The sequence below is a fragment of the Streptomyces sp. CA-179760 genome, from assembly GCF_050937045.1.
Lineage (GTDB): Bacteria > Actinomycetota > Actinomycetes > Streptomycetales > Streptomycetaceae > Streptomyces.
Map to the genome: position 1 here is coordinate 3,002,161 of NZ_JBNJLZ010000001.1, position 25,000 is coordinate 3,027,160.

The following is a 25,000-nucleotide window of genomic DNA, read 5'->3' on the forward strand; positions in this document are numbered from 1 at the left end:
GAACGGTCGTTCTCCGTTGAACTACGGGCGTCGGATCGCATGACGTGAACACTTTCGGGCGCGTAGTCTCGGACCCGCTGCCAAGCCGTCGGCCGGCGGTGAGAAGGGGGAGCGATGGACATCGCGGGCGCGCGGATGAGGGCCGCCCGAGTCACCGCCGCGTTCAGGCGCTCGCGACGTGGCTCCGCCATGCGCGGCCTGGCCGCCGGGCTCGCCGCCGGTGTCCGGGCGAGAGAGCAGTCCCCCACCGACGTACGGTCGTTGTGCCGGGCGCTGTGCGAGGAGATGAGCGCACGGCGCGGAGGGCGTCCCGTCGAGCTGCGTTTCGAGCGCTTTCCCGACGAGATCGAAGTGACCGGACTGTGGGTCGAGTTCCAGGACTTCGACCTCGTCATCGTCGAGGAGCGGGCCGAGGCCGTTCAGCAGCTGGTGATCCTCGGGCACGAGCTGTGGCATCTGCACGCGGGGCACCGCCATCACCACGGGGCGGGTACGGCGGCGGCCCACGCGTTCGCCGGCCGGCCGGGGTGGGAGGACGTCGCGCTGGCGGTGGCCGCCCGCAACGGTTCCCGGGAACGGGACGAGGCCGATGCCGACGCCTTCGGACACCGGCTGGCGGCGGGGTGCCGGGCGCTGCTGCCGGGTGGGCGCGGGCCGGACGTACCCCTCGAACCCGTGCAGCGGTCGCTGGGCTACCGGGGGCCGCGAGGAGGTGCGGCGCCGTGACGACGGTGGCGCTGACCCCGGCCGAGTTCGTCAACCAGTTCTATCCGAACTTCTGGTGGATCCCCGCGGGGTCCTGGCCGCCGCCCTGGCCATCAAGCTGCCCAGCATCATCCGGCTCTGGAAGGACCCGATGCTGCGCGCGGTCGGCGGACTGCTGCTGCTCGCCTGCGCGGTGTTCGTCTTCGTGGCGCCTTCGACGATCGCCCGGGTCAACCGGCTCACCGGAGTGACGAACTTCTCCGGCCCGTGGGTCTACTCGCTGCTCACCGCGTTCTGCGCCTTCTGCCTGCTGCTGATCATCTCCTGGCGCAACGGCCTGTCCGACCGCTCGGACCGCACCCGGCGCGCGATGCGCGGGGTCGTGGCGGTCTACTCGGGTGTGATCGTCGCGATGTGGGTGCTGTTCGCCCTCGCGGACGTACCGGTGGAGCGGCTGCGGGATCTCGACACGTACTACGCGAACACCCCGTACATGCGCGAAGTCATCGTGCTCTACCTGCTCGCGCACACCGTGGCCGCACTGGTCACCAACGGGCTGATCTGGAACTGGGTCCGCACCGACGGGCTCGACTCGCTGCTGCGCTGGGGGCTGAAGTTCCTCGGCGTGGGCTACGCGGCGCAGTTGCTCTTCGACGCCGCCAAGATCAGTGCCGTGGTGGCCCGTTGGTCCGGGCGGGACCTGGACTGGCTCAGCACGGCCGTCGCACCGCCGCTCGCCTGCCTGTCCGCGGTGCTCATCGCGGTCGGCTTCATCCTCCCGCACGCCGGGCAGTACCTGCACGGCCGCTGGCACGTCCGGCTCGCCCACCACGAACTGCGGCCGCTGTACCTGCTGATGAGGACGGTCAACGGCACAGGGGTCCCGTTCCTGCTGCGCGCGACGCCGGAGCTGCGGCTGGTCCGCCGGGAGACGTTCATCCGCGACATGCTGCTGCCGCTCGCCCGGCACATCGACGAGGACCGGCGCGAACGGTTCCACGACGCCGCCCTCGCCCTCGGCCACCCGCCCGACCTGGCGAAGGCACTCGCGGCCACCGCGGCGATCCTGGACGCGGTCGACGCCAGGACCCGGACACGGGAGGACGACGGCACCGGTGCCCGTGACACCACGGATCTGCTGCGCGAGATCGGCGCCGTGTCCCGGGTCCTGCGTCGCACGGAGGACCTCCGGGCGATCCGCGCCCTGGCCGGTGACCGCACGGACGGCAAGTCGCTCACCGGCTGATCACGTCCCCGGGGTCGCCCACGGCGGCCACGGGTGCCGCGCCCGGCCGCGCTCGGTGCCCGTCGTGCCCGGCGTGCCCGGCGTGCCCGGCGCGATTCACGGACGGGACCTGCACGGAGGGCCGCGGGCACGGTACGTGAAGGTACGGTGAGAGCCGTCCGGGACGAGGCCCGCCTGGCCCGAAACCGGTGCCGGCGGGCCGGTGTTGTGCGCTGCGCGCGATGGTGACCGGACATCGGGGAATGCCCGCAGGGCAACGGAGCCTTCATGGCTGAGTGCGAGGGGTCGCATGTCGCGTAGAGCAGTCGTCATCGGCGCGGGTCTGGCCGGCATGCTGGCCGCGGCGGCCCTGTCCGCCGTCGCGGACGAGGTGGTCGTACTCGATCGGGACGACCTGCCCGAGGGGCCGGAGCACCGCAAGGGCCTGCCGCAGGGCCGTCACGCGCATCTCCTCATGGCCGGCGGGCTGGCCCCCATGGAGGACCTGGTGCCGGGCGTGAGCATGCGCAAGCACCTGCTCGCCGCCGGTGCGCACGAGATACCGCTCGGCTCGGGCATGGTCGCCCTCACGCCCGAGGGCTGGCTCCGGCGCTGGCGTCACCCCGGACCACGGATGCTGACCTGCACCCGGGCGCTGCTCGACTGGGCGGTGCGGGGCGCCGTGCTGGACAACACCGGGGTGGTGATCCGCAAGGCGCGGGTGCTGGAGCTGACAGGGTCGCGGCAGCGGGTGACCGGGGTCCGCCTCTCGACCGCCGCCGGGGAGGAGGACCTCGCCGCCGACTTCGTGGTGGACGCGAGCGGGCGCGGATCGCGGATCGTGACCTGGCTGGCGAGGCTGGGCGTCGACGACGTGCGCGAGAAGACGGTGGACGCCGGCCTGGTGAACGCCACCCGCCTCTACCGCGCCCCCGAGGGGGCCGGGTGTTTCCCCCTGACCATGGTGCAGGCCGACCCGTATCAGGGGCGGCCCGGCCGCAGCGGCATGGTGCTGCCGGTCGAGGGCGACCGCTGGATGGTCAGCCTCGCCGGCACGCGGGGCGGCGGCGAACCGCCGTCCGATCCGGACGCGTTCCTCCGGTACACCCTGGACCTGCCCGACCCCATCGTGGGCCGGCTGATCTCCGGCGCGGAGCCGCTCACCGAGGTCCATGTCAGCCGCAGCACCAGCAATCACCGCCGGTATCTGGAGAAGGTCCGCTCCTGGCCCGACCGCCTCGTCGTCCTCGGTGACGCGCTGGCCACGTTCAACCCCGCCTACGGACAGGGCATGTCGGTGGCCGCGCTGGGCACCGGGGAGCTGGACCGCGAGCTGCGGCGGTCCGGCCTCGGCGAGCCCGGTCTCGCCCGGCGTGTGCAGCGGCGGGTGGCCAGGCCGGTGGAGGCCGCGTGGACGATGGCGGTGAGCCAGGACGTCTGGTACCCCGGGACGCGAGGGGGCTCGCCCGGAGTCGCCGACCGTCTGGTCACCGCCTACACCCGCCGCATGATCCGCACGGCGACCGGCTCGTACACAGCGGCGTCGGCGGTATGGGACGTGATGAGCATGACGACGGGGCCGACGCGGCTGCTACGGCCCTCGACGGTACTGGCGACGCTGAGCGGGCCGCCGCTGCCGGCGGTGGTGGGGGCGCCGCTGACGGAGGACGAGCGGGCGGTCCTGCGGCGGCTGGACCGGACGGGACGCTGAGACGGGGGCGTCCCGGTCCGAGACGGGGGCGTTCCGGTCCGGTCCGCCCCCCGTCGGCGTGGTCATGTGCGGTCGTCTCGGGGACCCGGCCGCCCTCGTCCCGCTCCGTCCGCCGCCCGCCCTGTCCCCTGTCAGCCGGCGAACGCGGGCTGTGCCAGTCCCTTGCCCGCCGCGGGCACCACGAACAGGGATCCCGCGAGCGCGGGCGGCTCGCTCAGCCCCGTACGGGCCGTGGTGATGTACAGGTCGCTCAGCCCGGCCCCGCCGAACGCGCACGCCGTCACCAACGGCACCGGCAGCTCGATCACCCGGTCCAGCTCACCGTCGGGTGTGTACCGCCGTACCGCCGAGCCCTGCCAGAGGGCGACCCACACGCACCCGTCGGCATCCACGGTCAGCCCGTCGGGAAAGCCCGCGCCGTCCTCGATCGCGGCGAGGGTCCGGCGGCCGGACACGCGCCCGTCCGCGTAGTCGAAGACGTCGACCCGCCGGGTCGGGGAGTCGATGTAGTACAGGAGCCGCCCGTCGGGGCTCCACCCCGTGCCGTTGCTGACGGCCACGTCGTCCAGGACGACGTCGACCGTGCCGTCACCGGCGACGCGGGACAGCGAGCCGCCGCCCGGTGCCTCGTCGTAGCGCATCGTGCCGGCCCAGAGCGTGCCGTCGGGCGCCACGGCGGCGTCGTTGGCACGGCGGCCGGGCACGGGCTCGTGGTGCAGCCAGCGGAACCCGCCGCCGTCGGCGTCACCGTCCAGGAGGCCGATGCCGTCGCGCAGGTTCAGCACCAGTCCGCCGCCGGCGCGCGGCTTGACCGCGCCCACGTGCTGTTCGGTGCGGCGGACCGTGCGGCGGCCGGTGGACGGGTCGTAGGTGTGCACCTGGGAGCCGAGGATGTCGATCCAGATCAGACGGCCGGCCGCCGCGTCCCAGGTCGGGCCCTCGCCCAGCTCGGCCTCGGCCCGTACGGCGACCTCGTACGGCTTCGCGGTCATGCCACACTCCGGTGGCCGAGGTGCTCGGACAGCTCGGCGGCACCCTTCGCGGCGAGCTGCTCCAGCTCGGCGCGGCGCTCCTCGCTCCAGCGGATCATGGGAACGGAGATCGACAGGGCGGCGACGACCTGACCCGTGCGGTCGCGGACCGGCGCTGCCACACAGCTCACGTCCGGGTTGGACTCGCGGCTCTCCACGGCGAGGCCCCGCTCACGGATCTCGGCCAGGGCCTCGCGCAGGGCGGCCGGGTCGGTGATGCTGTTGGGGGTCATCGCGACCAGCGCCGCGTTGTCGGGGATCCGCGTGGCGAGCTCCTGATCGGGAAGGGAGGCCAGCAGCATCTTGCCGACGGAGGTGCAGTGGGCGGGCAGCCGGCGGCCGGCCGCCGACACCATCCGCACGGCGTGCGTGGAGTCGACCTTGGCGATGTAGATGACGTCCGTGTCCTCGAGGATCGCCACATGCACCGTCTCGTCGCAGGTCTCGGCGACGGACCGGGCGACCAGCTGCCCCTCGGCGGCGAGGTCGAGCTGCTCGGCGTAACGAGCGCCGAGCTGGTACGGCCGCACGCCGAGCCGGTAGCGTCCCGGCTGGCCGGGCACCTGGACGATGTACTTCCGGGCGGCGAGCGTGGTCACCAGCTCGTGCACGGTGGTACGCGGCAGCTGCAGCTTGCGCACGATGTCGGGGGCGGAGAGCGTCCCGTCCCCGTCGAGGAAGAGCTCGAGAATGTCGAGAGCCCGGGTCACGGCTGGTACGAGTCGTCCCACGACCGGCCCCTCCCTATGTGTCTCAGGCGCCTGTGTTCGAGATATCAACAGGCGATCGGCATGACGAACACAGGCTAGCCATAGAGGTTTGGCCGGGCAATGGGCAGATGAGGCAGAGGCCCGGCGGGCGGAAACCCACGAGCACCCTACGAGCGCGTTGCGTGCACATTAAAGTGCCGTATGTGCGGCACGTCACATGTGTCGCAGAGGTGGGGGATTTCTGTGCGTGACATGACCAAGGGCTCGAACCTGTCCTTAACGGCCCTGAGCGAGAACGTCGGTTCGGCGATCATCAGCCTGGGCTGGTCCAGCCCGACCGGGGAGGGCGACGCCGATGTGTCCGTCCTGCTGCTGGACGCCGACGGCAAGGTGCGCAGCGACGCCGACTTCTACTTCTACAACAACCCGGTGGCTGCCGACGGCAGTGTGCAGCTCCTCGGCAAAGAGCCGACGGGGGACGGCAGCGAGGACCGCATCAGCTTCGATCTGACGGCGGTCCCGGCCGATGTGGAGCGGATCGTCGTGGCCGCGAGCCGCTACGAAGGCGCCCGCTTCGGGGAACTGGACGACCTGAAGGTGACCCTGGCCGACGCGGGGGGCGAGAGCCTGCTGCGGTTCGTCATCGAGGACGCCGGCGAGGTAAGCGCGATCATCTTCGGCGAGCTGTACCGGAGAGCGGAGGAGTGGAAGTTCCGGGCCGTCGGGCAGGGCTACGAGAGCGGCCTGGCGGGGCTGGCGACGGACTTCGGCGTCGATATCGAGGACGACGAAGCAGAGACCGCCGAGGCGGAGACCGAGGCGCAGGCCGGGACGGCGTCCAAGACGGCGGTCGAGGAGGATCCCGCCACCGTCATCGTGCCCGAGGCCCGGCCGACGGCAACTCTGCAGGCCGTCCCGGCACCGCGAGGGCCGGTCGAAGCGGAGGAGGAGGCCGCTCCGAAGAAGCGGGCGGCCCGGCCCCGGACCGCGAAGAAGAAGGTCACGCCGCCCCGGGCGCCCGCGAAGAGCCTGGCGGAGAACGAGTCCTGGAGGCAGGCCCGGCTCTTCCCGGTGTCGGCGCTCAAGAGCGACCGGGACCGGGAGACGCGGGCCACCTCGGTGCTGTTGTCGGTGATGACCCAGGTGCCCCGATTCGGCAGGCGGGTCACCGCTCCCTTCGGCGCGCCGTCCGGCCGCATGGAGACCTTCACCGAGGTCTCCCTGCCGCACGGTGACACGCCCCGGCGCCCCGACGGAGTGATCCGCGTGGAGCGCGCCGGCAAGCTGTGGACGGCGCTCGTCGAGACCAAGACCAACGGCAACCCCCTCAGGTCCGACCAGGTGCAGGCCTACATGGACATCGCGGCCCGGCGGGGCTACGAGGCCGTGATCACGCTGTCGAACGACGTCGCGCTGGAAGGCAGCCCGCTGGTCGACGTGAAGATCGACCGGCGGCGCAAGCACCAGGTGGCGCTCTGGCACCTGTCCTGGGCCGAAGTGGCCCACCAGGCACAGATGCTGATCCGTCACGAGGGCGTCGGCAACGCGGCCCGCACCTGGCTGCTCCAGGACCTCCTGCACTACCTCCAGCACGAGAACTCCGGCTGCCACGGCTTCCAGAACATGGGCGCGGCATGGGTGCCCGTGCGCAACGGGATCGGCGACGAGACCCTGTGTCAGGGCGACCCGCACGCCCTGGAGGTGGTGGAGAGCTGGGAGAGGCTCATCCGTCAGGTGTGCCTGCGGCTCGGCGGCGAACTCGGGCAGAAGGTACTGCCCGCCCAGCGCACCCGGCGCGGCACCGATCCCGGGGCCCGCCGCGCCCGCCTCGCCGACCAACTCTGTCTGGAGGGCAGACTCCAGGCGGAACTGCGGGTCGAGGGGGCACCCGGCCTGCTCACCCTCAGCGCTGATCTGCGTACCGCGAAACTGCGCACGTCCGTGGAGATCCCGGCACCCGAGCAGGGCTATCCCCTCACCTGGGCCAAGCGTCTGGTCCGGCAGCTCGCCGAGGCACCGGCGGACCTGCATGTCGAGACGCTGGTGGAGGGCGAGGCGGGCGGCCCGCGGGGCACGCTTGAGCGGCTGCGTCCAGAGCCGGCGGATCTGCTCCCGAAGGACGGCTCCACCCAGATCACCGGCTTCCGCCTGTCCCTCTTCAAGGGCATGGGCAGCGGGCGGGGCAGCGCCGAGTCCGGCTTCATCCGCAGTGTCGACGACGCCGTGCAGCGGTTCTATTCGTCGGTGGTGGTCCACCTGGACGCCCCGGCCTCCGGGCGTGCGGCGGCGAGGGAGCGGGCCTCGGTGTGACAGCTGATGGCGGTGGTCACCGCCGCCCGCGCATCGCCCCCAGCTCCCCCCGCAGCCGCTGCGCCCGCAGCACCAGTTCCAGTTCGAAGCGGCGGTCGGGGTCGTCGATCTCGTCGCCCCAGAGTTCGCGGATCTGGCGCAGGCGGTAGCGGACCGTCTGGGGGTGGACGCCGAGGCGGGTCGCGACCTCCGGGGCTCCGCCCCTGGTCTCCAGCCAGGCCAGGAGTGTCTCCGCGAGGCGGCGGCCGTGGGTGGGGCCGCAGTGGGTCAGGGGCGCCAGGCAGCGGAGGGCCAGGTCGTCGATCAGTTCCTCGGGCTGGAGGAGGACCAGCGCCTCGGTGTGCTCGGTGCAGTAGAGGACCTCGCCGGCGGGGAGGAGGTTCCGTTCCATCAGGCGGACCGCCGCCTCCGCCCAGCGCAGGGACTTCGCCGCTTCGGCGAGCGGGACCGGTGGGCCGATCGCGCCCGACCAGCCGGCCAGGGACCGGTGCAGGAGTTCGGGGCGGCCCGCCGCGTCCGGGTCGGGCACGACCATGCGGGGCTGCTCGTACTCCATGTCGAGCAGCACGCTCTGGCCGACCGCGGGCGCCATGGCCTCCCGGGCGGGACGCAGCAGGACACCCACGGCGACCTTGGCCGGCAGGGGCCAGCCGATCCGGGCGGCCCGTTCGGTGAGGGCCTCGGAGGGGTCGCCGCGGTGGTGTTCGGCGAGGAGCAGTTCCATCAATCGCCGCTGCAGGCGCAGGCGTTCACCGGCCTGGCGGGCCGCCGCCTCGGCATAGCCGCGTACGGACTGGTCGACGAGGCCGTCCAGGTACTCGTAGCCCGCGTCGACGAGTTCGTACATCGCCGGGGGCGGGATCTCCACGCGCTGGCCGATGTCGGCGAAGCGGCGCCAGGCCAGGCGTACGCCCATGCGGTAGATGGCCTGGAGGGAGTCGAGGGAGCGGCCGTTCAGGCCCTCGCCGCGGCCGAAGTCCTGGAAGACACCCGGCGGGACGGTGGGCCGGCCCTCGGAGTGTTCCAGGTGCTGCACGAAGACCTCGATGGCACGGCGGATGCCGACCAGGGCCATGGGCTCGCCGGAGTCGTCCACGACGAACGGCAGATGGGGGTACTCGCGCTGTATCTCGCGGAGGATCTCCTCGGCGAGCTCGGGCGCCTCGGCCATGGCGATCGCCGCGAACCGGCGCACCTGGAAGCGCGGTACGTCGTGCCAGGCCGAGCGTGTGGTGAGGGTTCCGGTGCGGGCGGCCGTCACCGTCAACTCCCCTGGCCCGCTCGCTCGTACGTGATCAGGGGGGTGTTCGGCTGGTCGGGTGTGGTCTGGAGCAGCGCGACCACGCCCAGCGCGGCGCCCACGGCAAGGGCGGCGGCGAGCGCGACAGTCAGCGCGGCAGCGAGCAGTCTGGACATCGCAGGGTCAGCCTCTCTGTCCGGATTCGTCCGGCGTTCGTCCGGAGGTCGCCCCACCTTGGCGTCCCGTCCCTGCCTGTCGCGCCCAGTCTCGACAAGCATTGACACCCCGTCAAGAGCCGCCTACGGTTCCCGGCCCAACCGCATGCGCGCGCTTCGCCGCCGTGCCGGTCTCCTCGTACGTCGAGCCGTCCCAAGCCACTGGAGTGCCCGGATGCGCCGTACAACCTCTCCGTTTTCCCTGGTCCTGCTGGGTCTCGGCACGTTCCTGCTGGTGCTGGCGCCCCTGCTCGCCTGGTATGTGCAACCGCGTGCCGCGGTGAATCCGATCGACATCGACACGACCGCCGTCTACACCGGCCGGGGCAGCGTCTTCGACACTGACCGGATCGAGACGGTTTCCGGCCGGAAGATCACCGTGACACAGCGGGTCCGGGGCAATGTCGAGGACAGCGAACGCAGCGGCAACGCCGTCTGGGACGTGATCACCACCGTCGACACGGACAAGTCGCTGCCGGCCGCCGATCCGCACGACGCGCTGGACTTCACGCCGCACCGCTGGGTGATGGACCGCGAGACGACCCGGCCGGTGCACTGCTGCGGGGAGAAGCCGTACATCGAGGGCGAGGCCTATCTGAAGTTCCCCTTCGACGTGCAGAAACGCTCGTACCAGTGGTGGGACAACACCCTCGGCGACACGGTCGTGCTGCGCTACCGGGGCACCGCGAAGGTCCAGGGCTACACGGGCTACAAGTTCACCGGCTCGGTGCCGCCGACCAGGACCGGCACCCGGATGGTGCCCGGCAGCATCGTCGACCAGCCGGGCCGGCCGCAGGTGCTCGCCGAGGAGTGGTACTCCAACCACGGGTTCGAGCTGGTCGTGGACCAGGCGACGGGTCGCGTGATCTACGCGCAGACCGGCCCGAAGCGGACCCTGCGGGCGCCGGGCGGGAAGAAGGACGCCGCGGTGCTGCTGGACAGCCGGAAGGTCTCGTTCACGACCGCGACGCAGAAGGAAGCGGTGCGGCAGGCGAAGCGGGACAGCGGCCAACTGCGACTGGTGGGCGTGACGTTGCCGATCGGGGCGGCGGTGACCGGTTTTGTGCTCGCGGTGGTGGGTGGTGTTCTCGTGGCGCGTGGGCGGAAGGAGCCGGAGCAGCCTGTTCCGTCCGAAAAGCCGGACATGCCCCAGCCCACCCTCACGATGTGATGTGACGTCAGCTCCAACAAAGCCCGAAATTGTCACGCCGGTGAGTAGCCCTGGCGAACGTCCGGGCGAAAACTGTCCAACCCCACCCGAGCACATCCCGTCCACACTCCCCTCCCAGGAAGAGCTCAGGCCCCCCACAGGCCGACCTCTTCAAGACTCCCCTTCCAGACTCCCGTTCGGAACGAACCCCCCACGTTTTCCCACGTTGAGTTCCGCACCCCGAGACGAGTTGGAGCACCCATGCCCCAGCACGTACCGTCCCCTCCCCCACTCTCGACTTCGCTCGAGCGGGGGACCCCCACCGCGCCACCTCCAACAGCGCGCAGCGGGCCCTTCCGGCGCTCCCCCCACATCCGCGCCGGATCGTGTTCCTCGCCCATCGTGATCTGGACAACCCCTCCGCCGGCGGCTCCGAGCTGCTGGTCGACAAGCTCGCCGACGGGCTGACCCGGCTGGGTCACCAGGTGACCCTGCTGTGCGGAGGCCCCGCTGCCTTCCGTGACTACCGGGTCGTGTCGGCGGGCGGCCCGTACGGGCACTATCTGCGGGCCCGTTCCGCCTTCGCCCGCCAGATCGGCGACTGCGATCTGCTGGTCGAGGTGTGCAACGGCATGCCGTATCTGGCGCCGCTGTGGCATCGCGGTCCCACGCTGTGTCTGGTCAACCACGTCCATACGGATCTGTGGAAGATGCGCTTCGGCGGGCCGCTGGCCCCGGCGGCGCGGATCGGCCGAAGACTCGAACACTGGGCGCTGACCGGCGCGCGGCAGGGCAGCCTGATGGTCGCCGTGTCCTCCTCGACGGCCCACGCGCTGCGGGCGATCGGGGTCGAGCGGGACCGGATCCGGGTCGTGCACAACGGGGTCGAGGAGCCGGGGCCGCGAGCCGAGCGCTCGGCGGAGCCGTTGTTCGTCGCCGTAGGGCGGCTCGTCGAGTACAAGCGCATCGATCTGCTGCTGCGGTTGTGGGAGCGGGTGCGGCCGGTGACCGGCGGGCGGTTGGTGATCGTCGGGGACGGGCCGGAGCGTGAACGGCTGGAGCGGCTGGCCGGGCCCGGTGTGGAGTTCACCGGGTATGTCTCCGAGGCCGAGAAGCACCGGCTGCTGTGTGCGGCCTGGTTGCTGCTGCATCCCTCCGCCGTGGAGGGATGGGGCTGGTCGTGACGGAGGCCGCGACGCGGGAGACGCCGAGTGTGGCCTTCGATGTGCCCGGGCTCAAGGACTCCGTGGTCGATGGTGAGACCGGGGTCCTCGCGCGGGGCGAGTCGTCGTTCGCCGCGGCGTGGTGTGCGCTGGCCCTGGCCGGGCGGGAACGGGAGTCGATGGGGAAGGCCGCGCGGGAGCGGGCCGCTTCGTATCGGTGGGACCGTACGGTTCGGCAGTTCCAGGTGGTGGCCGCGGAGGCGGTGAGGGGCTGGGGGCCGTGAAAGACCCCTCGCTTCGAAGATCTCTCGCCCTGTTCCGTGCCTTCCTCCACGAACAGGACGACCCCGAGGCCTGCTACTCATTGCTCGCCCGTGACGCCGTCGATCAGGTCGAGGCCTACGACGGGCCCGTCGCCGGGCGTACCGTCCTGGACATCGGTGGCGGCAGCGGCTACTTCACCGAGGAGTTCCGGCGTCGCAGTGCCCAGGCCTATCTGTTCGAGCCGGACATGGCCGAGCTGGGTGAGAAGCCGCCCGACAGTGCGGTGGTCGCCGACGGGTATCTGCTGCCCCTGCGGGACGGCATCGCGGACGTCACCTTCTCCTCCAACGTGCTGGAGCACGTGGCCGACCCGGAGACCTTCCTCAGTGAACTGGCCCGGGTGACGCGCCCGGGCGGGCTGATCTATGTGTCGTTCACCAACTGGCTGTCGCCGTGGGGCGGACACGAGTGGGCCCCGTGGCACTACCTCGGTGCCGAGCGGGCCCGGGCCCGCTATCTGCGGCGGACCGGCCGGCCCGCCAAGCACACGCTCGGCGAGAACCTGTTCGCGGTGCACATCGGCTCCACCCTGCGGCAGGTGCGTGCCCGCGACGACGTCACGGTCGTCTCGGCGCGCTCCCGCTACTGGCCCTTCCTCGCGGAGACCGTCGTCAAGGCGCCCGGCATCCGCGAGTTCGCCACCTGGAACCTCCTCCTCATCCTGCGGCGGTGCCCTTCATGACAACCACGGTCCAGGCTCCTCCCCCGGCAGCCGTTCCCACCACCGCGACCGCGGCAGGTCCCCCGAGGGCCCGCGGTCGCGGCGCTGGCTGCTGGGTTTCTGGGCCGTGGTGTTCGTGTTGTACCTCGCCGTGCAGCCCGGACGGCAGACCTTCGACACCAAGCTGGGCGTCACCGTCGATCCGGGGCAGTTCCTCGCCGATCTGGGCCAGTTGTGGCACGACCGGGCCGGGTTCGGCGGGATCCAGGACCAGTACGTCGGCTATCTCTGGCCGATGCTGCCGTTCTACTGGCTGTGCGACCTCGTACGGCTGCCGGTGTGGCTGGCGGAGCGGCTGTGGCTGTCGCTGATCGTGTCCGTCGCCTTCTGGGGTGCGTTGCGGCTGGCCGAGCGGCTGCGGGTGGGCAATGGCACCTCGCGGCTGCTGGGGGCCGTGGCGTACGCGCTGTGGCCGGTGTTCACGACCGTCATCGGGTCGACGTCGGCCGCCGCGCTGCCCGGCGCGTTCCTGCCGTGGGTGCTGCTGCCGCTGACGAACGAGCGGTACGCCGCCCGGGTCGCCGCGCTGCGGTCGGCGCTGCTCGTGCCGTTCATGGGCGGGGTGAACGCCTCGGCGACCCTGGCCTCGCTGCTGCCGGTCGGGCTCTATCTGCTGTCCCGGCCGCCCGGGCCCCGGCAGCGCAAGCTGATCGCCTGGTGGGCCCCGGCCGTGATCGTCGTGACGGCCTGGTGGTGGGTGCCGCTGCTGCTGCTCGGGGTCTACGGCGAGAACTTCCTCCCCTATATAGAGACTTCGCAGACGACCACGGACACCATGTCGGCGACCGAGGCGCTGCGCGGCGCCGGGAACTGGGTCGCCTATCTGCACTTCGGTGAGGCGTGGCTGCCCGCGGGGTGGGCCGTGGCCTCCTCGGTCGTCGTGATCGTGTGCTCGGCGCTGGCGGCCGGGCTCGGGCTCGCCGGACTCGCCCGGCGTGATGTGCCCGAGCGGCGCTGGCTGGTGCTGACCGTGCTGGTGGCGGCGCTGGTGCTGCTCGCCGGGTACGGCGGGGCGTTCGGGGCGCCGTTCCACGGGGTGGTGCAGGGCTGGCTGGACGGGTGGCTGTCGCCGTTCAGGAACATCTACAAGTTCCAGGCGGGGATGGCGCTGGCGCTCGTGCTGGGCCTGGTCCATCTGGTGGGTGTGGCCGCCGAGCCGCGCGGGGCCCGCCAGGTGCGCGGCCGGCGCCTCGCCCCGCTGGTCGCGGCCGTGCTGATCCTGCCGGGGCTGCTGCTGCCGTATCTCAACGGCTCGATCCTGAACCCGGGTTCCTTCCAGAAGCTGCCCACCTACTGGCAGGCCACGGCCGACTGGCTGGAGAAGTACTCCCCCGACTCCCGTGCCCTGGTCGTCCCGGCGACCGCGCACGGCATGTACACCTGGGGCTCCCCCGTCGACCAGCCGCTCGACGTGCTCGCCGAGTCGCGCTGGGCGCAGCGCGACTACGTGCCGTTCGGTACGCCCGGCAACCGGCGCGCGATGGACGCCGTCGAGCAGGCGCTGCTGACGGGAGGCGAAGTCCCCGGTCTCGCCGACTACTTGAGCCGGGCCGGGCTGTACTACGTCGTCGTACGCAACGATCTCGATCCCGACCAGATCGGCGCGGTGCCGACCGCGACGGTGAAGCGGACGCTGGAGCAGTCCGGGTACGAGCGGGTGACGGGGCTCGGTCCTGTGATGACCGGCGGGCGGATCGCGCAGGACGCCCCGCTCCAGGTCGAGGGGCTGTACGCACGGCAGCGGGCGGTGGAGATCTACCGGCCGGCCGACGCGGACGTGCTCCGGCCCGGGCAGGCGGGACTGGCCCCGGTCTCGGACACGGCCGTGGTGTCCGGCGGCCCGGAGGCGCTGCTGCCGCTGGCGTCCCGGCTGCGCGGACGGGCGGCCGTCCTGACCGGAGACAACCATCCCGGGCTCGGCACCCCCGCCGTGCAGGTGGTGGGCGACGGGATGCGGCGCGCCGACACCCGGTTCGGCCTGGTCAACGCCGGTACGTCGTACACGTACACGCGGGACGAGCGCAACGCGCCCGACGCCCAGCAGGACCCTGGCGAGAAGCCGCGCCAGATCCTGCCCGCCGAGGGAACCGGCCACCAGACCGTGGCCGAGCTGCGCGGCGCCGACTCGGTGACGGCGTCCTCGTACGGCAACTGGCTCTTCCACCTGCCGCAGTACGACCCGGTGAACGCCTTCGACGGCAACCCGGACACCGCGTGGGCTGAGGGCGCGCCGGACACCCCGGACGGGCAGTGGCTGCGCGTCGGCTTCACCGGCCCCTACGACATGCCGTCCTCCTTCAAGGTCACGCCGTTGCCGCAGGAGAGCGTGCGGGCGGCGGCGACGAAGGTACGGGTGGAGACCGAGAAGGGCTCGAGGACGAGCTTCCTCCAGCCGAACGGCAAGACGCAGCGGATCAAGGCGCCCGAGGGCACGAGCCGGTGGATGAAGCTGACGATCGTGGACTCGGTGGAGCGCCGGGCCGGTCTGACGGGCGCGGGCTTCTCCGAGATCGATCTGCCGGACATCCAGGTGACCCGGCTCCTGAAGCTGCCGGCCGACGCGGACAACGCCACCGCGGCCGCCACCGTGGTCTCCCTGCACCGCGCCGCCGACCCGACCGGCCTGTCCGCGACCGGCACGGAGGCCGGACTGCACCGCCGCTTCACGACACCGGCCGCCGGAACGTACGAGGTGAAGGCGAACGCGGTGCCGGTCCCGGGCGAGGAACTCGACCGGCTGCTCTACGAGGTCGCGCCCGAGCAGCAGACCAGGATCGTCGCCACCGCCGACTCCACGGCGAGCCTCGGAGCGGGCCTGACGGCGCGCAACCTCACCGACGGCGACCTCACGACGGCGTGGATCGCGGGCGACCGGCCGACGATCCACCTGAGCTGGGAGGGCAAGCAGCCGGTCGGCGAACTCGTCCTGGCCCCCGCGGGCGGCCTGTCCACCCGCGCCTCCGAGGTGCACATCAGCTCCCCCGACGGCGCGACGATCGCCGGCGTCGACGAGAACGGCTGGGTCCGCTTCCCGCCGATCACCACGGACCGGCTCGACATCACCGTCACCGAGACCGCCCCGCTGACCCTGCACAACCCGGTCGCCGACGAGGACCTGCGCCTCCCGGTGGGCCTGACGGAGGCGTATGTCCCGTCCCTCGACCAGTACCGCACCCCGCAGCCGGACGGCACCCGGAAGTTCTCCCTGCCGTGCGGGAAGGGCCCGGACGTGGCGCTGGACAGCGAGCTGTACCGGACGAGCGTCAAGGGGACGGTGCGGGATCTGGTGGAGCGGCGGGGCGTCGAGGTGACGCTCTGCCAGGAGGGCCGGGGCGACGCGGAGGTGCGGCTGCCCGCCGGCGAACACCGGCTGGAGGGCGGTGACGCGGGCCCGCTCGCCCTCACGGACGTGGCCCTGACCCGCGGGACGATTCCCGAGGCCGCGGCGGCCGGGCGTGAGCTGGAGATACGGGACTGGCTGGGCGACCGGCGCGAGGTGACGGTCGGCTCCGGCGCGGCCTCGTACCTGACGACGTACGAGAACTTCAACGACGGCTGGAAGGCCACCCTGGACGGCAAGGAGCTGACGCCGGTGCGGCTGGACGGCTGGCAGCAGGGCTGGCGCGTCCCTGCCGGGGCGGGCGGCGCGGTCAAGCTGTCGTACGAACCGGCCACCACCTACGACGCCGGACTGATCGGCAGCGGCGCCGGCATCGCGGTCCTGCTGGGCCTCGCCCTGTGGCGCCGCCGCGCCCCCAACCCCGACGCGCCTCAGCCGGTCCCGCCGCTGCCCGGGCTGTGGCTCGGCACGGTGGCGCTGACGCTGGTGGGTGTGGTGATCGCGGGCTGGTTCGCGCTGCTGGTCCCGGCCCTGGCACTGCTGGCCTCGCGACGGCACGCCCTGCTGGTGCCGATCGCGTTCGTGGCGCTGGCGGGGGCGGGGATCGCGGCCGCGACCGGTGCCGGGGAGCCGGTGGGGTCGGATACGGGTGCGTTCGGGCATGTGGCCCAACTGCTGGCGTTGATCGGCCTGTTCGCGGGACTCGTGAGCCTGCGCGAACCCGGGGAGGACGAACCCGCATGACGGCACCGGTACGCATCCCGTTCCCGGTGGTGGACGAGGTGTCCCGGCACTGCCTCCAGGAGCAGGAGCCGGAAACGGTCCACATCGAGGTCCACCTCCCCGGCCCCCTCGACGAACCCCGCCTGCGCAAGGCCTTCACGGAGGCCCTGCACCGGCATCCCCGGATCCTGATGCGGGAGGCAGGAGGTCCGTGGTTCCGCCGCCGCTACGAGTGGGAGCTGACGCGCGAGCCGGACACGGAGGTGGTGACCTTCATCCCGCCGGGCCCGCGGGCGTTGCAGGACGCCAGGACGAGGGCGCTCGCAGAGGCACCGCCCCTGTCGATGTCGCCGCCGATACGGCTCGAGGCAGTGGGATCGGTTCTCTTCCTCACCATCAACCACACCGCCCTCGACGGGCCGGCCTGCCTCCGCGTCCTGGCCACCGCCGCGGAGCTCTACGGCGGCAGGGACAACAACCCCGCCGCACCCCCGACCCGCCCCGCGGCACCACCTCAACAGGCCCCGGACACCCCCACCACCTGGTCACCCCCCGCGCGAGTGGCGCACGGCACGCCCGACCCCTCCCCCGGCAACGGCATGCTCGTCACCGAACTCCCCCTCCCGCACCGCCCCAAGGGCTCCCCCTACACCGTCAACGACCAGCTCATGGTCACCACGGCCCTGACCATCGCCCACTGGAACCGGGAACACGGCGCCCGCCCCCGCCCCCTGCGCATCACCATGCCGGTGGACGACCGCCCCGGGACACCACGATGCCGATCGGCAACGGCACCCGCCTGGTCGAAGTACCCTTCGCGCCGGTGGAGTTGAAGGCCGAGATGCCCACCCTGCTCCGCCGCACCGCGGAGCGAACCCGTGCGCTGAAGTCCCTGCCCCGCCCCCAACTGGGCCACGGGGCCGCACTCCTCACCTCCCCCTGGGCCCCCGTCGCCGCCCGCGCCGCCCTCACCCGCGGCCTGCGCAGGGCCGCCGCCCCCTGGACGTCGACGACCCTGCTCAGCAACATCGGCCGTATCCCGTACCCGCTGGACTTCGGCGAGGAGGCGGGCCGCGCGCACGCGGTCTGGTTCTCGGCCCCGGCCCGGATGCCGCGCGGCCTGACCGTCACCACCGCCTCCACCGCCGGCCGTCTCCACCTGGCCCTGCGCTGGTCCCGGTCCCTGCTCGGCCACGGCGACGGCGCCCATCTCCGCGACCTCTTCGAGCACTATCTGCACACCACGGAGGTCGCCCCATGACAACACCGGCAACGACCACCAGCCGACGGCGCCCGCCCCGCGACCTGCGCGACTTCTACGAGAACCCCGCCGTCCCAGTCGCCTCCGGCACCCCCCGCAGCCTCCGCCAGGCCCGCATGCTGGCCCGGGCACTCGGCCCGGCCGCCGACCACCCTCGCACGGTCCTCGACGTCGGCTGCGGCGACGGCACCGCCGCGGCCACCGCCGCGCCCCTGCTGCCCGGCCACCGCGTCATCGGCGTCGACTGGTCCCAGGACGCCCTCAGACGCGCCCGTGCCCGCATTCCGTACGCGGTCCGCGGTGAACTCACCGGCGGCGGGCTGCCGTTCGCCTCCGAGTCGGCCGACGCGGTGCTGTTCAGCGAGGTGATCGAGCACCTCGTCGATCCGGACGCCGCGCTCGACGAGATCCGCAGGATCCTGCGGCCCGGTGGCCATCTAATGCTGTCCACCCCGAACCTGGCGGCCTGGTACAACCGCGCCCTGCTGCTCGCCGGGGTGCAGCCGGTCTTCTCGGAGGTCAGCCTGCGCGGCATCCACGGCCGCCCGGGGAAGGAGGTCGTGGGGCACCTGCGCCTCTACACCGCCCGGGCGCTGAGGGAGTTCGTCGCCGCGTCCGGGTTCACGGTCGTAGGGCTCGAAGGTGCTCCCTTCCACGGCGTACCGCGCCCGCTGCGGCCGCTGGACCGGCTCGCCTGCGCCCGGCCGAGGCTGGCGTCGATCCTGCTGCTGCACGCCAGGAGGACGTAGCCGATGTGGTGGGGAGTGGCCGCGGCCCTGCTGGCGAACGTCCTGTACAGCACCGGATTCGTCCTGGAGAAACGCGCGCTCGCCGCCCTGCCGGAAGTGACGATCCGCCGGCCCGCCCGGCTGCTGCGCCTGGTGCTCGGCAGCCCCCTGTGGATCGGCGGTTCGCTCTCGCTCGCGGCCGGGTTCGCCGCCCAGCTCGCCGTGTACCGGACGCTGCCGATCGCCGCAGCGCAGGGCATCTTCGTCTCCGGCCTGGTGCTGCTCGTACTGCTGTCGGCCCGGCTGCTCGGCGAGGAGACGACCGGCCGGGAGCGGTACGCTCTGGGCGCGATCCTGCTCGCCCTGCTGATGGTGGTGCTGTCGCTGCGCGAGGGCTCGGACTCCGTCAGCCAGGAGGCGCCCTATCCGCTGATCCTGCTGGTGTGCGTGCCGTCGCTGGCGGCCGGGGTGTGGCTGTACGGCTCCGCCGAGCGGCGCGCCCGCAACCGGCACCGGCGCCCGACGACCGGCGTCGAGTACGGCGTGGCCGTGGGCCTGCTGTACGGAGTCAGCTCGCTGGCCATCAAGGGCGTGTCGAGCCATCTGACGACCAGCGGGATCGGCGGCGCGGTCCTGGACCTGCTGGCCTCGCCCTATCCGTATCTGCTGCTGTTCACCGGTGTGTTCGGCCTCGTGATGTCGCAGGCGGCGCTGCAGCGCTGCCGGGCCTCGCTGATCGTGCCGGTGTGCACGACCGTGACCTGCCTGTTCACGGCGGTGCTCGGCACGCTGTCGTTCGGCGAGGCGCTGCCGGACGATCCGCTGCGGCTCGCGCTGCGGGTGGCGGGCACGATCCTGGCCGTCGCCGTACTGCTGACCATGCCCAAACACGACTCCGCTCCCCAGGAGTCCTCCCCAGCCAAGGAGTTGGCATCACCGTGAAGCCCGACGACCCACTGCTGAAGATCCTGGCGTGCCCCCTCGACAAGGGACCGCTGCATCTGCTGGCCGAGGAGACCGAGCAGGAGGAGGCGCTCTACAACCCGCGGTTGCGCCGCCGCTATCCGATCCTCGACGGCATTCCCCAGCTGCTGCCGTCGTCGGGGGAGCAGGTGCCGGACGACGAGCACGAGGAGCTCCTCAAGAGGATGTCGCCGTGACCAGCCTGGCCGCCCGTGTCGCTCCCCTGCTGCCCACCCGTCTGGTGGCCGCGACGGCCCGGGCGCTCTATCCCCGGTTCGAACCGGAGCTGGCCCGGCTGGCCGAGCTGTGCCCGCCCGGGTGCCGTACGGCGGTGGATGTGGGCGGCTGGTACGGCCCCTGGACGCACCGGCTGGCCGGCCGCGCCGAGCAGGTCGTGACGATCGAGCCGGTGCCCCATCTGGCCCGGCTGCTGGCCGCCGCCGTCCCGTCGAACGTACGGGTGATCCGCGCGGCGGCCTCGGACCGCCCGGGCCTCGCCCGCCTGTGGCTGCCGTCGGACGACGCGGGCGACCGGGGCGTGTCCTCGCTGGTCCGCCGTGACATCCACGGCCGGGCTCTGGACGTCCCCTGCGTCACGCTGGACGAGCTGGGGCTGCGCGACGTCGGCTTCATCAAGATCGACGTGGACGGCAACGAGCCGGCGGTCCTGCGCGGGGCGACGGGTCTGCTGGCCCGCGACCGCCCTGCCCTGTTCGTGGAGCTGGAGTCCCGCATCCAGCCGATCGCCCCGGTGGTGACCTATCTGGCCCTGCTGGGCTACGACGGCTGGGTGCTGCCGGGCGAGACATGGGTGCCCCTGGCTGAGTTCCCGTTGGAGGACCACCAGGCCGACGCCTCCTACGTCGTCTCCCACGGCCTGCTCCGCCGCGTCCTGCCCTCGCCCCTCCTCCGGGGCCCGCGCTACGTCAACTCGGTGCTGTTCCTGCCCGACGGCCGCCGCCCCGGCACGGCCCCGGTGGGCGACGATGGTTCCCATGCCCTCCGCGAAGCGCCCCGCTAGACCCTTCACGCCGCTCGATTTCCAGCTGGTGCTGCTGCGCCGCATGGCCGACCACAATCCCGGCCCGGTGGAGGACGCCCGGCACGAGCTGGGGGTCTCCCTCGCGGACATGCGCGAGGCGAACAAGCGCTGGCAGGCGATGATCCGCTCCCCGCGCCCGGCCTTGTCCCGCTATCGCTCCGTCCTCGGCGAGCCGGAGTCCCGTACGCCCCGCCGCATCGGAGACCTCGACTGCGAGGCGTGGCTCTGGCCCGTCCCTCTCTGGCCCGATCTGCGCTTCGAGGTCCTCACCGCCCCGAACGGCGCCGTGTGGAACGAATGGCTGGTCCGCGCGCCGGGCGCCGAGGGCCCCGAGCTGCGCACCCTCGACGATCTCGCCCCCTGGTCCTGCACGGTGGACGAGGCGGCCCGCGCCTTCGCCCCGGCCCGCCCCCTGGAGGGTTCGGCGCCGACCCGGTGGGGGCTGGCGTTCCAGGCGCCCGACGCGGCGGGGGCGCGGTGGGAGGTCGTCGCGGAGTTCACGTGGGGGCTGTTGCAGCGACTGGCTGTCACCGGCCGTCAGGACTGAGAGGGCTCCGGCCCCGGGGCGGCGCCCTTCGCGGGAACGCACCGCCAGGCGAGGGCCGCGGCGGCCAGACAGGCCAGCGCGCCGATGAACATGCTGGTGCGGATCCCGGTGCCGTAGTCGCCGGCCGAGGCGAGCAGGCTGCCGCCGAGTGCCACGCCGGCGGCGCTGCCGACCTGACGGGTGGTGTTGAACAGGGCGGAGGCGGCCCCCGAGTACGCCTCGGGGGCGGCACCCATCACGGTGGCGGTCGAACCGGTGAGGGCGAAGGACGTACCGAACCCGGCGGCCATCATGGGGAGCACCAGCAGCACGTAGGCGGGATCGGCGCCCGCCGCGGCCCAGCCGGCCAGCCCGAGTGCGGCCAGGAGCATGCCCGAGACCACCAGCGGACGGTCCCCGGTGCGGCGGCTCAGCCGGCCCGACAGGACGGAGGCGAACATGGTCATCGCCACCGCCGGGAACAGCGCGAGCCCGGTGCCGAGGGCGCTGTAGCCGCGCTGGTGCTGAAAGTCCAGGCTGGCGGTGAACACCATGCCGTAGAAGCCGAAGTTGAACAGCAGTCCGATGACGGCTCCGCCGCTCATGGCGCGGGAGCGCAGCAGGCCCAGCGGCAGCACCGGGGAGCGGGCCAGCCGCTCCCGCAGCGCGAAGGCCGAGGCGGCCAGTACGGCCAGGCCAAGACCGGCGAGCACGGCCGGGTCGGACCAGCCGCGCCGTCCGGCCTCGTTGAGCGCCGCCGTCAGCAGGGCCACCGCCGAGACGACCGCGACCTGCGCCGGCCAGTCCAGGGGCCGGTCGGCGCGCCGGGGCGAGCGGCCGACGTGCCGCAGTGTCAGCGCCAGGCAGGCCGCGCCGACCGGCAGGTTGATGAGGAACACCCAGCGCCAGCCCGCCGTGGAGACGAGCAGCCCGCCCAGCAGCGGCCCGGCGGAAGCGGCGATGCCCGCCATCGACCCCCACAGCCCGAAGGCCCGCGCGCGTACGGCCTTCTCCGGATAGGCCTGCTGGAGCAGCGCCAGGGACCCGGGCACGATCAGCGCCGCCCCGAGCCCCTCCACCAGCCGGGCCACCACCAGGAACGGGGCGCTCGGCGCCAGCGCGCACGCGGCCGAGGACACGGTGAACACCGCCACGCCCGTGCAGAACACCCGCCGGTTGCCCAGCCGGTCCCCCAGCGCGCCGCCCGTCAGCAGGAACCCGGCGAGGACCAGGGTGTACCCGTCGGTGATCCACTGGATGCCGGTCAGCGAGGCCGACAGCTCCCGCCCGATCACCGGCACGGCGACGTTGATGACCGTCACGTCCAGGATCACCATGAAGTACCCGGCGCACACCGCCAGCAGCGGTGTCCAGGACCGTCGCTGGGAAGGCCGTCGCTCGGAGGGCATGGCCCTACCACTACACCAAAAGCCTCACCCAGGGGCGTAAGCGGTCAAAACCTCCCTTGGTTGAGGGCGTTCTGAAGGGCCTTGGTGGTGGCGGTGCCCCAGTCGCCGTCCACGATCAGGCCGGCGTCGGTCCACGCGCCGCCTGCTTCCCCGACTTCCTCACCCCGCCCGAGGCGACGGAGGGACTCGACGCGGGTCTGGAGGCCGTCCTCGCCACCCCGCGGCCCCGTGTCCTGCACACCCTCACGCCGCTGGGAGCGGCACTGCTGCGCACCGCGGTGACCGCACCCGGGCCAGGGGCGGCGCGTCAGCCGGTGTGAGAGCCCGCGGCGGCCAGCACCGCCCGCACCACCACCGGCACGGAATCCGGGTGCAGCCACAGGAACAGATTGGGCTCGATCAGCTCCAGCTCCATCACGCACGGCTCCCCGTCCGGCCCGTTGACGAGGTCCACGCGGGCGTACAGCAGCTCCTGGTCACCGGGCAGGGGCACGGCGGCCAGGGCCCGCTCGGCGACGGCCAGTTCGGCGGGGGTCGGCTCCCAGGGCTGAAGATCCGGGTGGGCGATCTTGTCGGCGTCGTACGGGGTGTCCGGCGCGAGGACGGCGCCCTTGCGGCTGGCGTGCAGCAGACGTCCGCCGTAGAACTGCAGGGCCCGCTCGCCGTGTGTGTCGATGCCGGTCAGATAGGGCTGGAGCATGACGGTGAAGCCCTCGGCGTGCATCCGCTCGACCTGGCGCAGGGCGGCGTCCCGCTCTCCGGCCCGGTAGCGGGCGGCGTACCGGGCGCCGGCTCCGGAGGTGGGCTTCACGACGTACTCGTGGTCGTCGGGCAGGTCGACGGGGTCGCCGGGCGCGAAGTAGCGGGTGGGCACGGCCGGCACCCCGGCCTCCGCGAGCCGGCCCAGGTACCTCTTGTCGGCGTTCCACCGCACGACGTCCACCGGGTTGGCGAGCCGTGTCGCCTTCCCGCACCGCTCGGCCCACGCCGTGAACTCCTCGGCCCGCCAGCTGTAGTCCCAGGTGGACCGTATGACGGCGAGGTCGAACCCGGCCCAGTCCACTTCGGGGTCGTCCCAGTGGACGACGGCCGTCTCGGTCCCGGCCTCCCGCAGCGCGTCGGCCAGCACCGGCAGGTCCCGGTCCTTGCTCACCTCGCCGCCGGGGTCGTAGGTGACGAGCGCGATGCGCGGGATCCCGGCCACGGCGACTCCATTCTCGTACGGACGATCGAACCGATGTCCGCCGCAGGCTAACAATCCCTTCCGGAACCGCGACACCCTGTTTGACCTTCACCTTTGGGGAAGCCCCAGCATCGGTGGCGGAACGGATGAGCGCGAGGAGCGCGGAACCGCGGGGGGACGCATGGACATGCTGACGATCGGCTCCTTCGCGAAGGCCTGCCGGCTCTCACCGAAGGCACTGCGCCTGTACGACGAGCTGGACCTGCTGCGGCCCGCCCGGGTGGACCCGGACACGGGATACCGGTACTACGCGGTGGCCCAGCTGGAGCAGGCCCGGCTGGTGGCGTGGCTGCGGCGGCTGGGCATGCCGCTGGCCGAGATCCGCCGGGTGTGCCGCCTGCACGACCGCGACTCGACGGCCGCCGCCCGGGAGATCCGCGCCTACTGGGCGCGGGTCGAGGTGGAGACGGCGGTACGGCGGGACCTCGCCGCATTCCTGGTCGATCACCTGACGACGGACTCGCAAGAGCCAGGAAAGGACACCGCCATGAAGGACACCGCCATGCTGGAACTGCGTTACTCCGCCCGCTCGGACACCGGACGCGTCCGCCCCGCCAACCAGGACACCGCGTACGCGGGCACCCGGCTGCTCGCCGTCGCCGACGGCTTCGGCCCGGCGGGCGCGCCCGCGAGCAGTGCCGCCGTGGAGGCACTGCGTTTCCTGGACACGGAGGAGATCGCGGCCGGCGGGGTCCTCAACCTCCTGGAGGACGCGGTGCGGGGCGCGGCCCAGGCCGTCCAGGACGTGGCCGGCGGTGCCGCCGACATCGGCACGACCCTGACCGCCCTGCTGTGGACGGGCTCGCGGCTGGCCCTGATGCACGTCGGCGACTCCCGCGCCTATCTGCTGCGCGACGGCGAACTGTTCCTCATCACCCACGACCACACGATCGTCCAGTCGATGATCGACGAGGGACGTCTGACCGCCGAGGAGGCCGTCTCCCACCCGCAGCGCGCCCTCCTCCTGAAGGCCCTGACGGGCGGCGGGGCAGCGGTGATCCCGGACCTCCGCCTGCACGACGCCCACCCGGGCGACCGCTATCTCCTCTGTTCCGACGGCCTGTCGAGTGTCGTCCCCGAGGACCGCGTGCACGATCTGCTCACCTCGCGGACCAGCCCGGACGAAACGGTCAAGGCCCTGGTCGGAGCGGCGAACACGGCCGGCGGCCCGGACAACGTGAGCTGTGTGGTGGCGGACGTGGTGGAGCGGGCGGCCGCCTGACTCCGGGCCTGGGCCGCTAGTAGCGCTTCGTTACGTTG

Annotated in this window: 19 protein-coding genes and 3 pseudogenes; 16 read left to right on the forward strand and 6 right to left on the reverse strand. The window is 72.6% G+C overall.

Features of this window, described 5'->3' with window-relative positions:
- The first annotated feature begins 114 nt into the window (after positions 1–114).
- The 3 genes from ACQEV8_RS13450 (at position 115) to ACQEV8_RS13460 (ending at position 3,641) form a co-directional block, all read left to right on the forward strand.
- A complete protein-coding gene (locus ACQEV8_RS13450; protein ID WP_432959870.1) occupies positions 115–726 on the forward strand; it encodes a toxin-antitoxin system, toxin component family protein in 612 nt (203 codons plus the stop codon).
- 55 nt (positions 727–781) lie between these two features.
- On the forward strand, positions 782–1,951 hold the full coding sequence (locus ACQEV8_RS13455; RefSeq protein WP_432959871.1) for a DUF6545 domain-containing protein: 1,170 nt from the start codon (positions 782–784) through the stop codon (positions 1,949–1,951).
- A 289-nt stretch (positions 1,952–2,240) separates the two neighbouring features.
- Entirely contained in the window at positions 2,241–3,641 is a 1,401-nt protein-coding gene (locus ACQEV8_RS13460; RefSeq protein ID WP_432959872.1) for an NAD(P)/FAD-dependent oxidoreductase, read from the forward strand.
- A 131-nt stretch (positions 3,642–3,772) separates the two neighbouring features.
- Here the strand turns inward: ACQEV8_RS13460 and ACQEV8_RS13465 are convergent, their stop codons facing one another.
- Both ACQEV8_RS13465 and ACQEV8_RS13470 read right to left on the reverse strand, forming a co-directional pair.
- Positions 3,773–4,633: an SMP-30/gluconolactonase/LRE family protein gene (locus tag ACQEV8_RS13465; RefSeq protein WP_432959873.1), complete on the reverse strand. Its 861-nt coding sequence runs from the start codon at positions 4,631–4,633 to the stop codon at positions 3,773–3,775.
- Complete coding sequence (locus ACQEV8_RS13470) at positions 4,630–5,403, reverse strand: IclR family transcriptional regulator (protein WP_432959874.1); 774 nt, start codon at positions 5,401–5,403, stop codon at positions 4,630–4,632. Before ACQEV8_RS13470 ends, ACQEV8_RS13465 begins: the two co-directional genes overlap by 4 nt.
- A gap of 231 nt (positions 5,404–5,634) precedes the next feature.
- Here ACQEV8_RS13470 and ACQEV8_RS13475 point away from each other — a divergent pair, with 231 nt between their 5' ends.
- Positions 5,635–7,692, forward strand: coding sequence for a TerD family protein (locus ACQEV8_RS13475; RefSeq protein ID WP_432959875.1), 2,058 nt, complete (start codon positions 5,635–5,637; stop codon positions 7,690–7,692).
- Positions 7,693–7,708: 16 nt separating this feature from the next.
- Here ACQEV8_RS13475 and ACQEV8_RS13480 read toward each other — a convergent pair whose 3' ends face one another.
- Both ACQEV8_RS13480 and ACQEV8_RS13485 read right to left on the reverse strand, forming a co-directional pair.
- Complete coding sequence (locus ACQEV8_RS13480) at positions 7,709–8,953, reverse strand: PucR family transcriptional regulator (RefSeq protein WP_432959876.1); 1,245 nt, start codon at positions 8,951–8,953, stop codon at positions 7,709–7,711.
- 2 nt (positions 8,954–8,955) lie between these two features.
- Positions 8,956–9,108 (reverse strand): hypothetical protein, encoded by a 153-nt coding sequence (locus ACQEV8_RS13485; RefSeq protein WP_432959877.1) that lies wholly within the window; start codon positions 9,106–9,108, stop codon positions 8,956–8,958.
- 214 nt (positions 9,109–9,322) lie between these two features.
- On the opposite strand from ACQEV8_RS13485, the gene ACQEV8_RS13490 reads away from it, so the two are divergent.
- The 10 genes and pseudogenes from ACQEV8_RS13490 (at position 9,323) to ACQEV8_RS13535 (ending at position 21,109) form a co-directional block, all read left to right on the forward strand.
- The gene (locus ACQEV8_RS13490; RefSeq protein WP_432959878.1) at positions 9,323–10,318 is read left to right on the forward strand and encodes a DUF3068 domain-containing protein; all 996 of its coding nucleotides are present in this window, start codon (positions 9,323–9,325) and stop codon (positions 10,316–10,318) included.
- Between the two features lie 464 nt (positions 10,319–10,782).
- Positions 10,783–11,744, forward strand: a pseudogene (locus ACQEV8_RS13495) (glycosyltransferase family 4 protein).
- The gene (locus ACQEV8_RS13500) at positions 11,741–12,466 is read left to right on the forward strand and encodes a class I SAM-dependent methyltransferase (RefSeq protein ID WP_432959879.1); all 726 of its coding nucleotides are present in this window, start codon (positions 11,741–11,743) and stop codon (positions 12,464–12,466) included. Before ACQEV8_RS13495 ends, ACQEV8_RS13500 begins: the two are co-directional and overlap by 4 nt.
- Positions 12,463–16,577 (forward strand): annotated as a pseudogene (locus ACQEV8_RS13505) (alpha-(1->3)-arabinofuranosyltransferase domain-containing protein); the annotation flags it as partial. The gene ACQEV8_RS13500 and the pseudogene ACQEV8_RS13505, both read left to right, overlap by 4 nt.
- An 8-nt stretch (positions 16,578–16,585) precedes the next feature.
- Positions 16,586–17,829: pseudogene (locus tag ACQEV8_RS13510) on the forward strand (condensation protein).
- Entirely contained in the window at positions 17,826–18,578 is a 753-nt protein-coding gene (locus ACQEV8_RS13515; RefSeq protein WP_432959880.1) for a methyltransferase domain-containing protein, read from the forward strand. The pseudogene ACQEV8_RS13510 and the gene ACQEV8_RS13515 overlap by 4 nt, the downstream one beginning before the upstream one ends.
- A 15-nt stretch (positions 18,579–18,593) precedes the next feature.
- A complete protein-coding gene (locus tag ACQEV8_RS13520) occupies positions 18,594–19,499 on the forward strand; it encodes a hypothetical protein (protein ID WP_432972669.1) in 906 nt (301 codons plus the stop codon).
- Positions 19,496–19,717 carry a Trm112 family protein gene (locus ACQEV8_RS13525; protein ID WP_432959881.1) on the forward strand — a complete coding sequence of 74 codons (222 nt, stop codon included), beginning with the start codon at positions 19,496–19,498 and terminating at the stop codon, positions 19,715–19,717. The genes ACQEV8_RS13520 and ACQEV8_RS13525 overlap by 4 nt, the downstream gene beginning before the upstream one ends.
- A complete protein-coding gene (locus ACQEV8_RS13530; protein ID WP_432959882.1) occupies positions 19,714–20,541 on the forward strand; it encodes an FkbM family methyltransferase in 828 nt (275 codons plus the stop codon). Before ACQEV8_RS13525 ends, ACQEV8_RS13530 begins: the two co-directional genes overlap by 4 nt.
- Positions 20,516–21,109 (forward strand): hypothetical protein, encoded by a 594-nt coding sequence (locus ACQEV8_RS13535; protein ID WP_432959883.1) that lies wholly within the window; start codon positions 20,516–20,518, stop codon positions 21,107–21,109. The genes ACQEV8_RS13530 and ACQEV8_RS13535 overlap by 26 nt, the downstream gene beginning before the upstream one ends.
- Here the strand turns inward: ACQEV8_RS13535 and ACQEV8_RS13540 are convergent.
- Positions 21,100–22,497 (reverse strand): MFS transporter, encoded by a 1,398-nt coding sequence (locus ACQEV8_RS13540; RefSeq protein ID WP_432959884.1) that lies wholly within the window; start codon positions 22,495–22,497, stop codon positions 21,100–21,102. The two genes, ACQEV8_RS13535 and ACQEV8_RS13540, sit on opposite strands and share 10 nt — an antisense overlap.
- A gap of 56 nt (positions 22,498–22,553) precedes the next feature.
- Here ACQEV8_RS13540 and ACQEV8_RS13545 point away from each other — a divergent pair, with 56 nt between their 5' ends.
- The gene (locus tag ACQEV8_RS13545) at positions 22,554–22,817 is read left to right on the forward strand and encodes a hypothetical protein (RefSeq protein ID WP_432959885.1); all 264 of its coding nucleotides are present in this window, start codon (positions 22,554–22,556) and stop codon (positions 22,815–22,817) included.
- Here the strand turns inward: ACQEV8_RS13545 and ACQEV8_RS13550 are convergent.
- Positions 22,805–23,692: an ATP-grasp domain-containing protein gene (locus tag ACQEV8_RS13550; protein ID WP_432972672.1), complete on the reverse strand. Its 888-nt coding sequence runs from the start codon at positions 23,690–23,692 to the stop codon at positions 22,805–22,807. The two genes, ACQEV8_RS13545 and ACQEV8_RS13550, sit on opposite strands and share 13 nt — an antisense overlap.
- A gap of 169 nt (positions 23,693–23,861) precedes the next feature.
- Here ACQEV8_RS13550 and ACQEV8_RS13555 point away from each other — a divergent pair, with 169 nt between their 5' ends.
- Positions 23,862–24,962 (forward strand): MerR family transcriptional regulator, encoded by a 1,101-nt coding sequence (locus ACQEV8_RS13555; RefSeq protein WP_432959886.1) that lies wholly within the window; start codon positions 23,862–23,864, stop codon positions 24,960–24,962.
- The last annotated feature ends 38 nt before the right edge of the window (positions 24,963–25,000 follow it).

What these genes read in the sequence shown, in the direction of transcription:
- ACQEV8_RS13450 (WP_432959870.1), top strand. Translation starts at nt 115, where the DNA reads ATGGACATCGCGGGCGCGCGGATGAGGGCCGCCCGAGTCACCGCCGCG.
- ACQEV8_RS13460 (WP_432959872.1), top strand. Translation starts at nt 2,241, where the DNA reads ATGTCGCGTAGAGCAGTCGTCATCGGCGCGGGTCTGGCCGGCATGCTG.
- ACQEV8_RS13465 (WP_432959873.1), bottom strand. Translation starts at nt 4,633, where the DNA reads ATGACCGCGAAGCCGTACGAGGTCGCCGTACGGGCCGAGGCCGAGCTG.
- ACQEV8_RS13475 (WP_432959875.1), top strand. Translation starts at nt 5,635, where the DNA reads ATGACCAAGGGCTCGAACCTGTCCTTAACGGCCCTGAGCGAGAACGTC.
- ACQEV8_RS13485 (WP_432959877.1), bottom strand. Translation starts at nt 9,108, where the DNA reads ATGTCCAGACTGCTCGCTGCCGCGCTGACTGTCGCGCTCGCCGCCGCC.
- ACQEV8_RS13490 (WP_432959878.1), top strand. Translation starts at nt 9,323, where the DNA reads ATGCGCCGTACAACCTCTCCGTTTTCCCTGGTCCTGCTGGGTCTCGGC.
- ACQEV8_RS13515 (WP_432959880.1), top strand. Translation starts at nt 17,826, where the DNA reads ATGACAACACCGGCAACGACCACCAGCCGACGGCGCCCGCCCCGCGAC.
- ACQEV8_RS13535 (WP_432959883.1), top strand. Translation starts at nt 20,516, where the DNA reads ATGCCCTCCGCGAAGCGCCCCGCTAGACCCTTCACGCCGCTCGATTTC.
- ACQEV8_RS13540 (WP_432959884.1), bottom strand. Translation starts at nt 22,497, where the DNA reads ATGCCCTCCGAGCGACGGCCTTCCCAGCGACGGTCCTGGACACCGCTG.
- ACQEV8_RS13555 (WP_432959886.1), top strand. Translation starts at nt 23,862, where the DNA reads ATGGACATGCTGACGATCGGCTCCTTCGCGAAGGCCTGCCGGCTCTCA.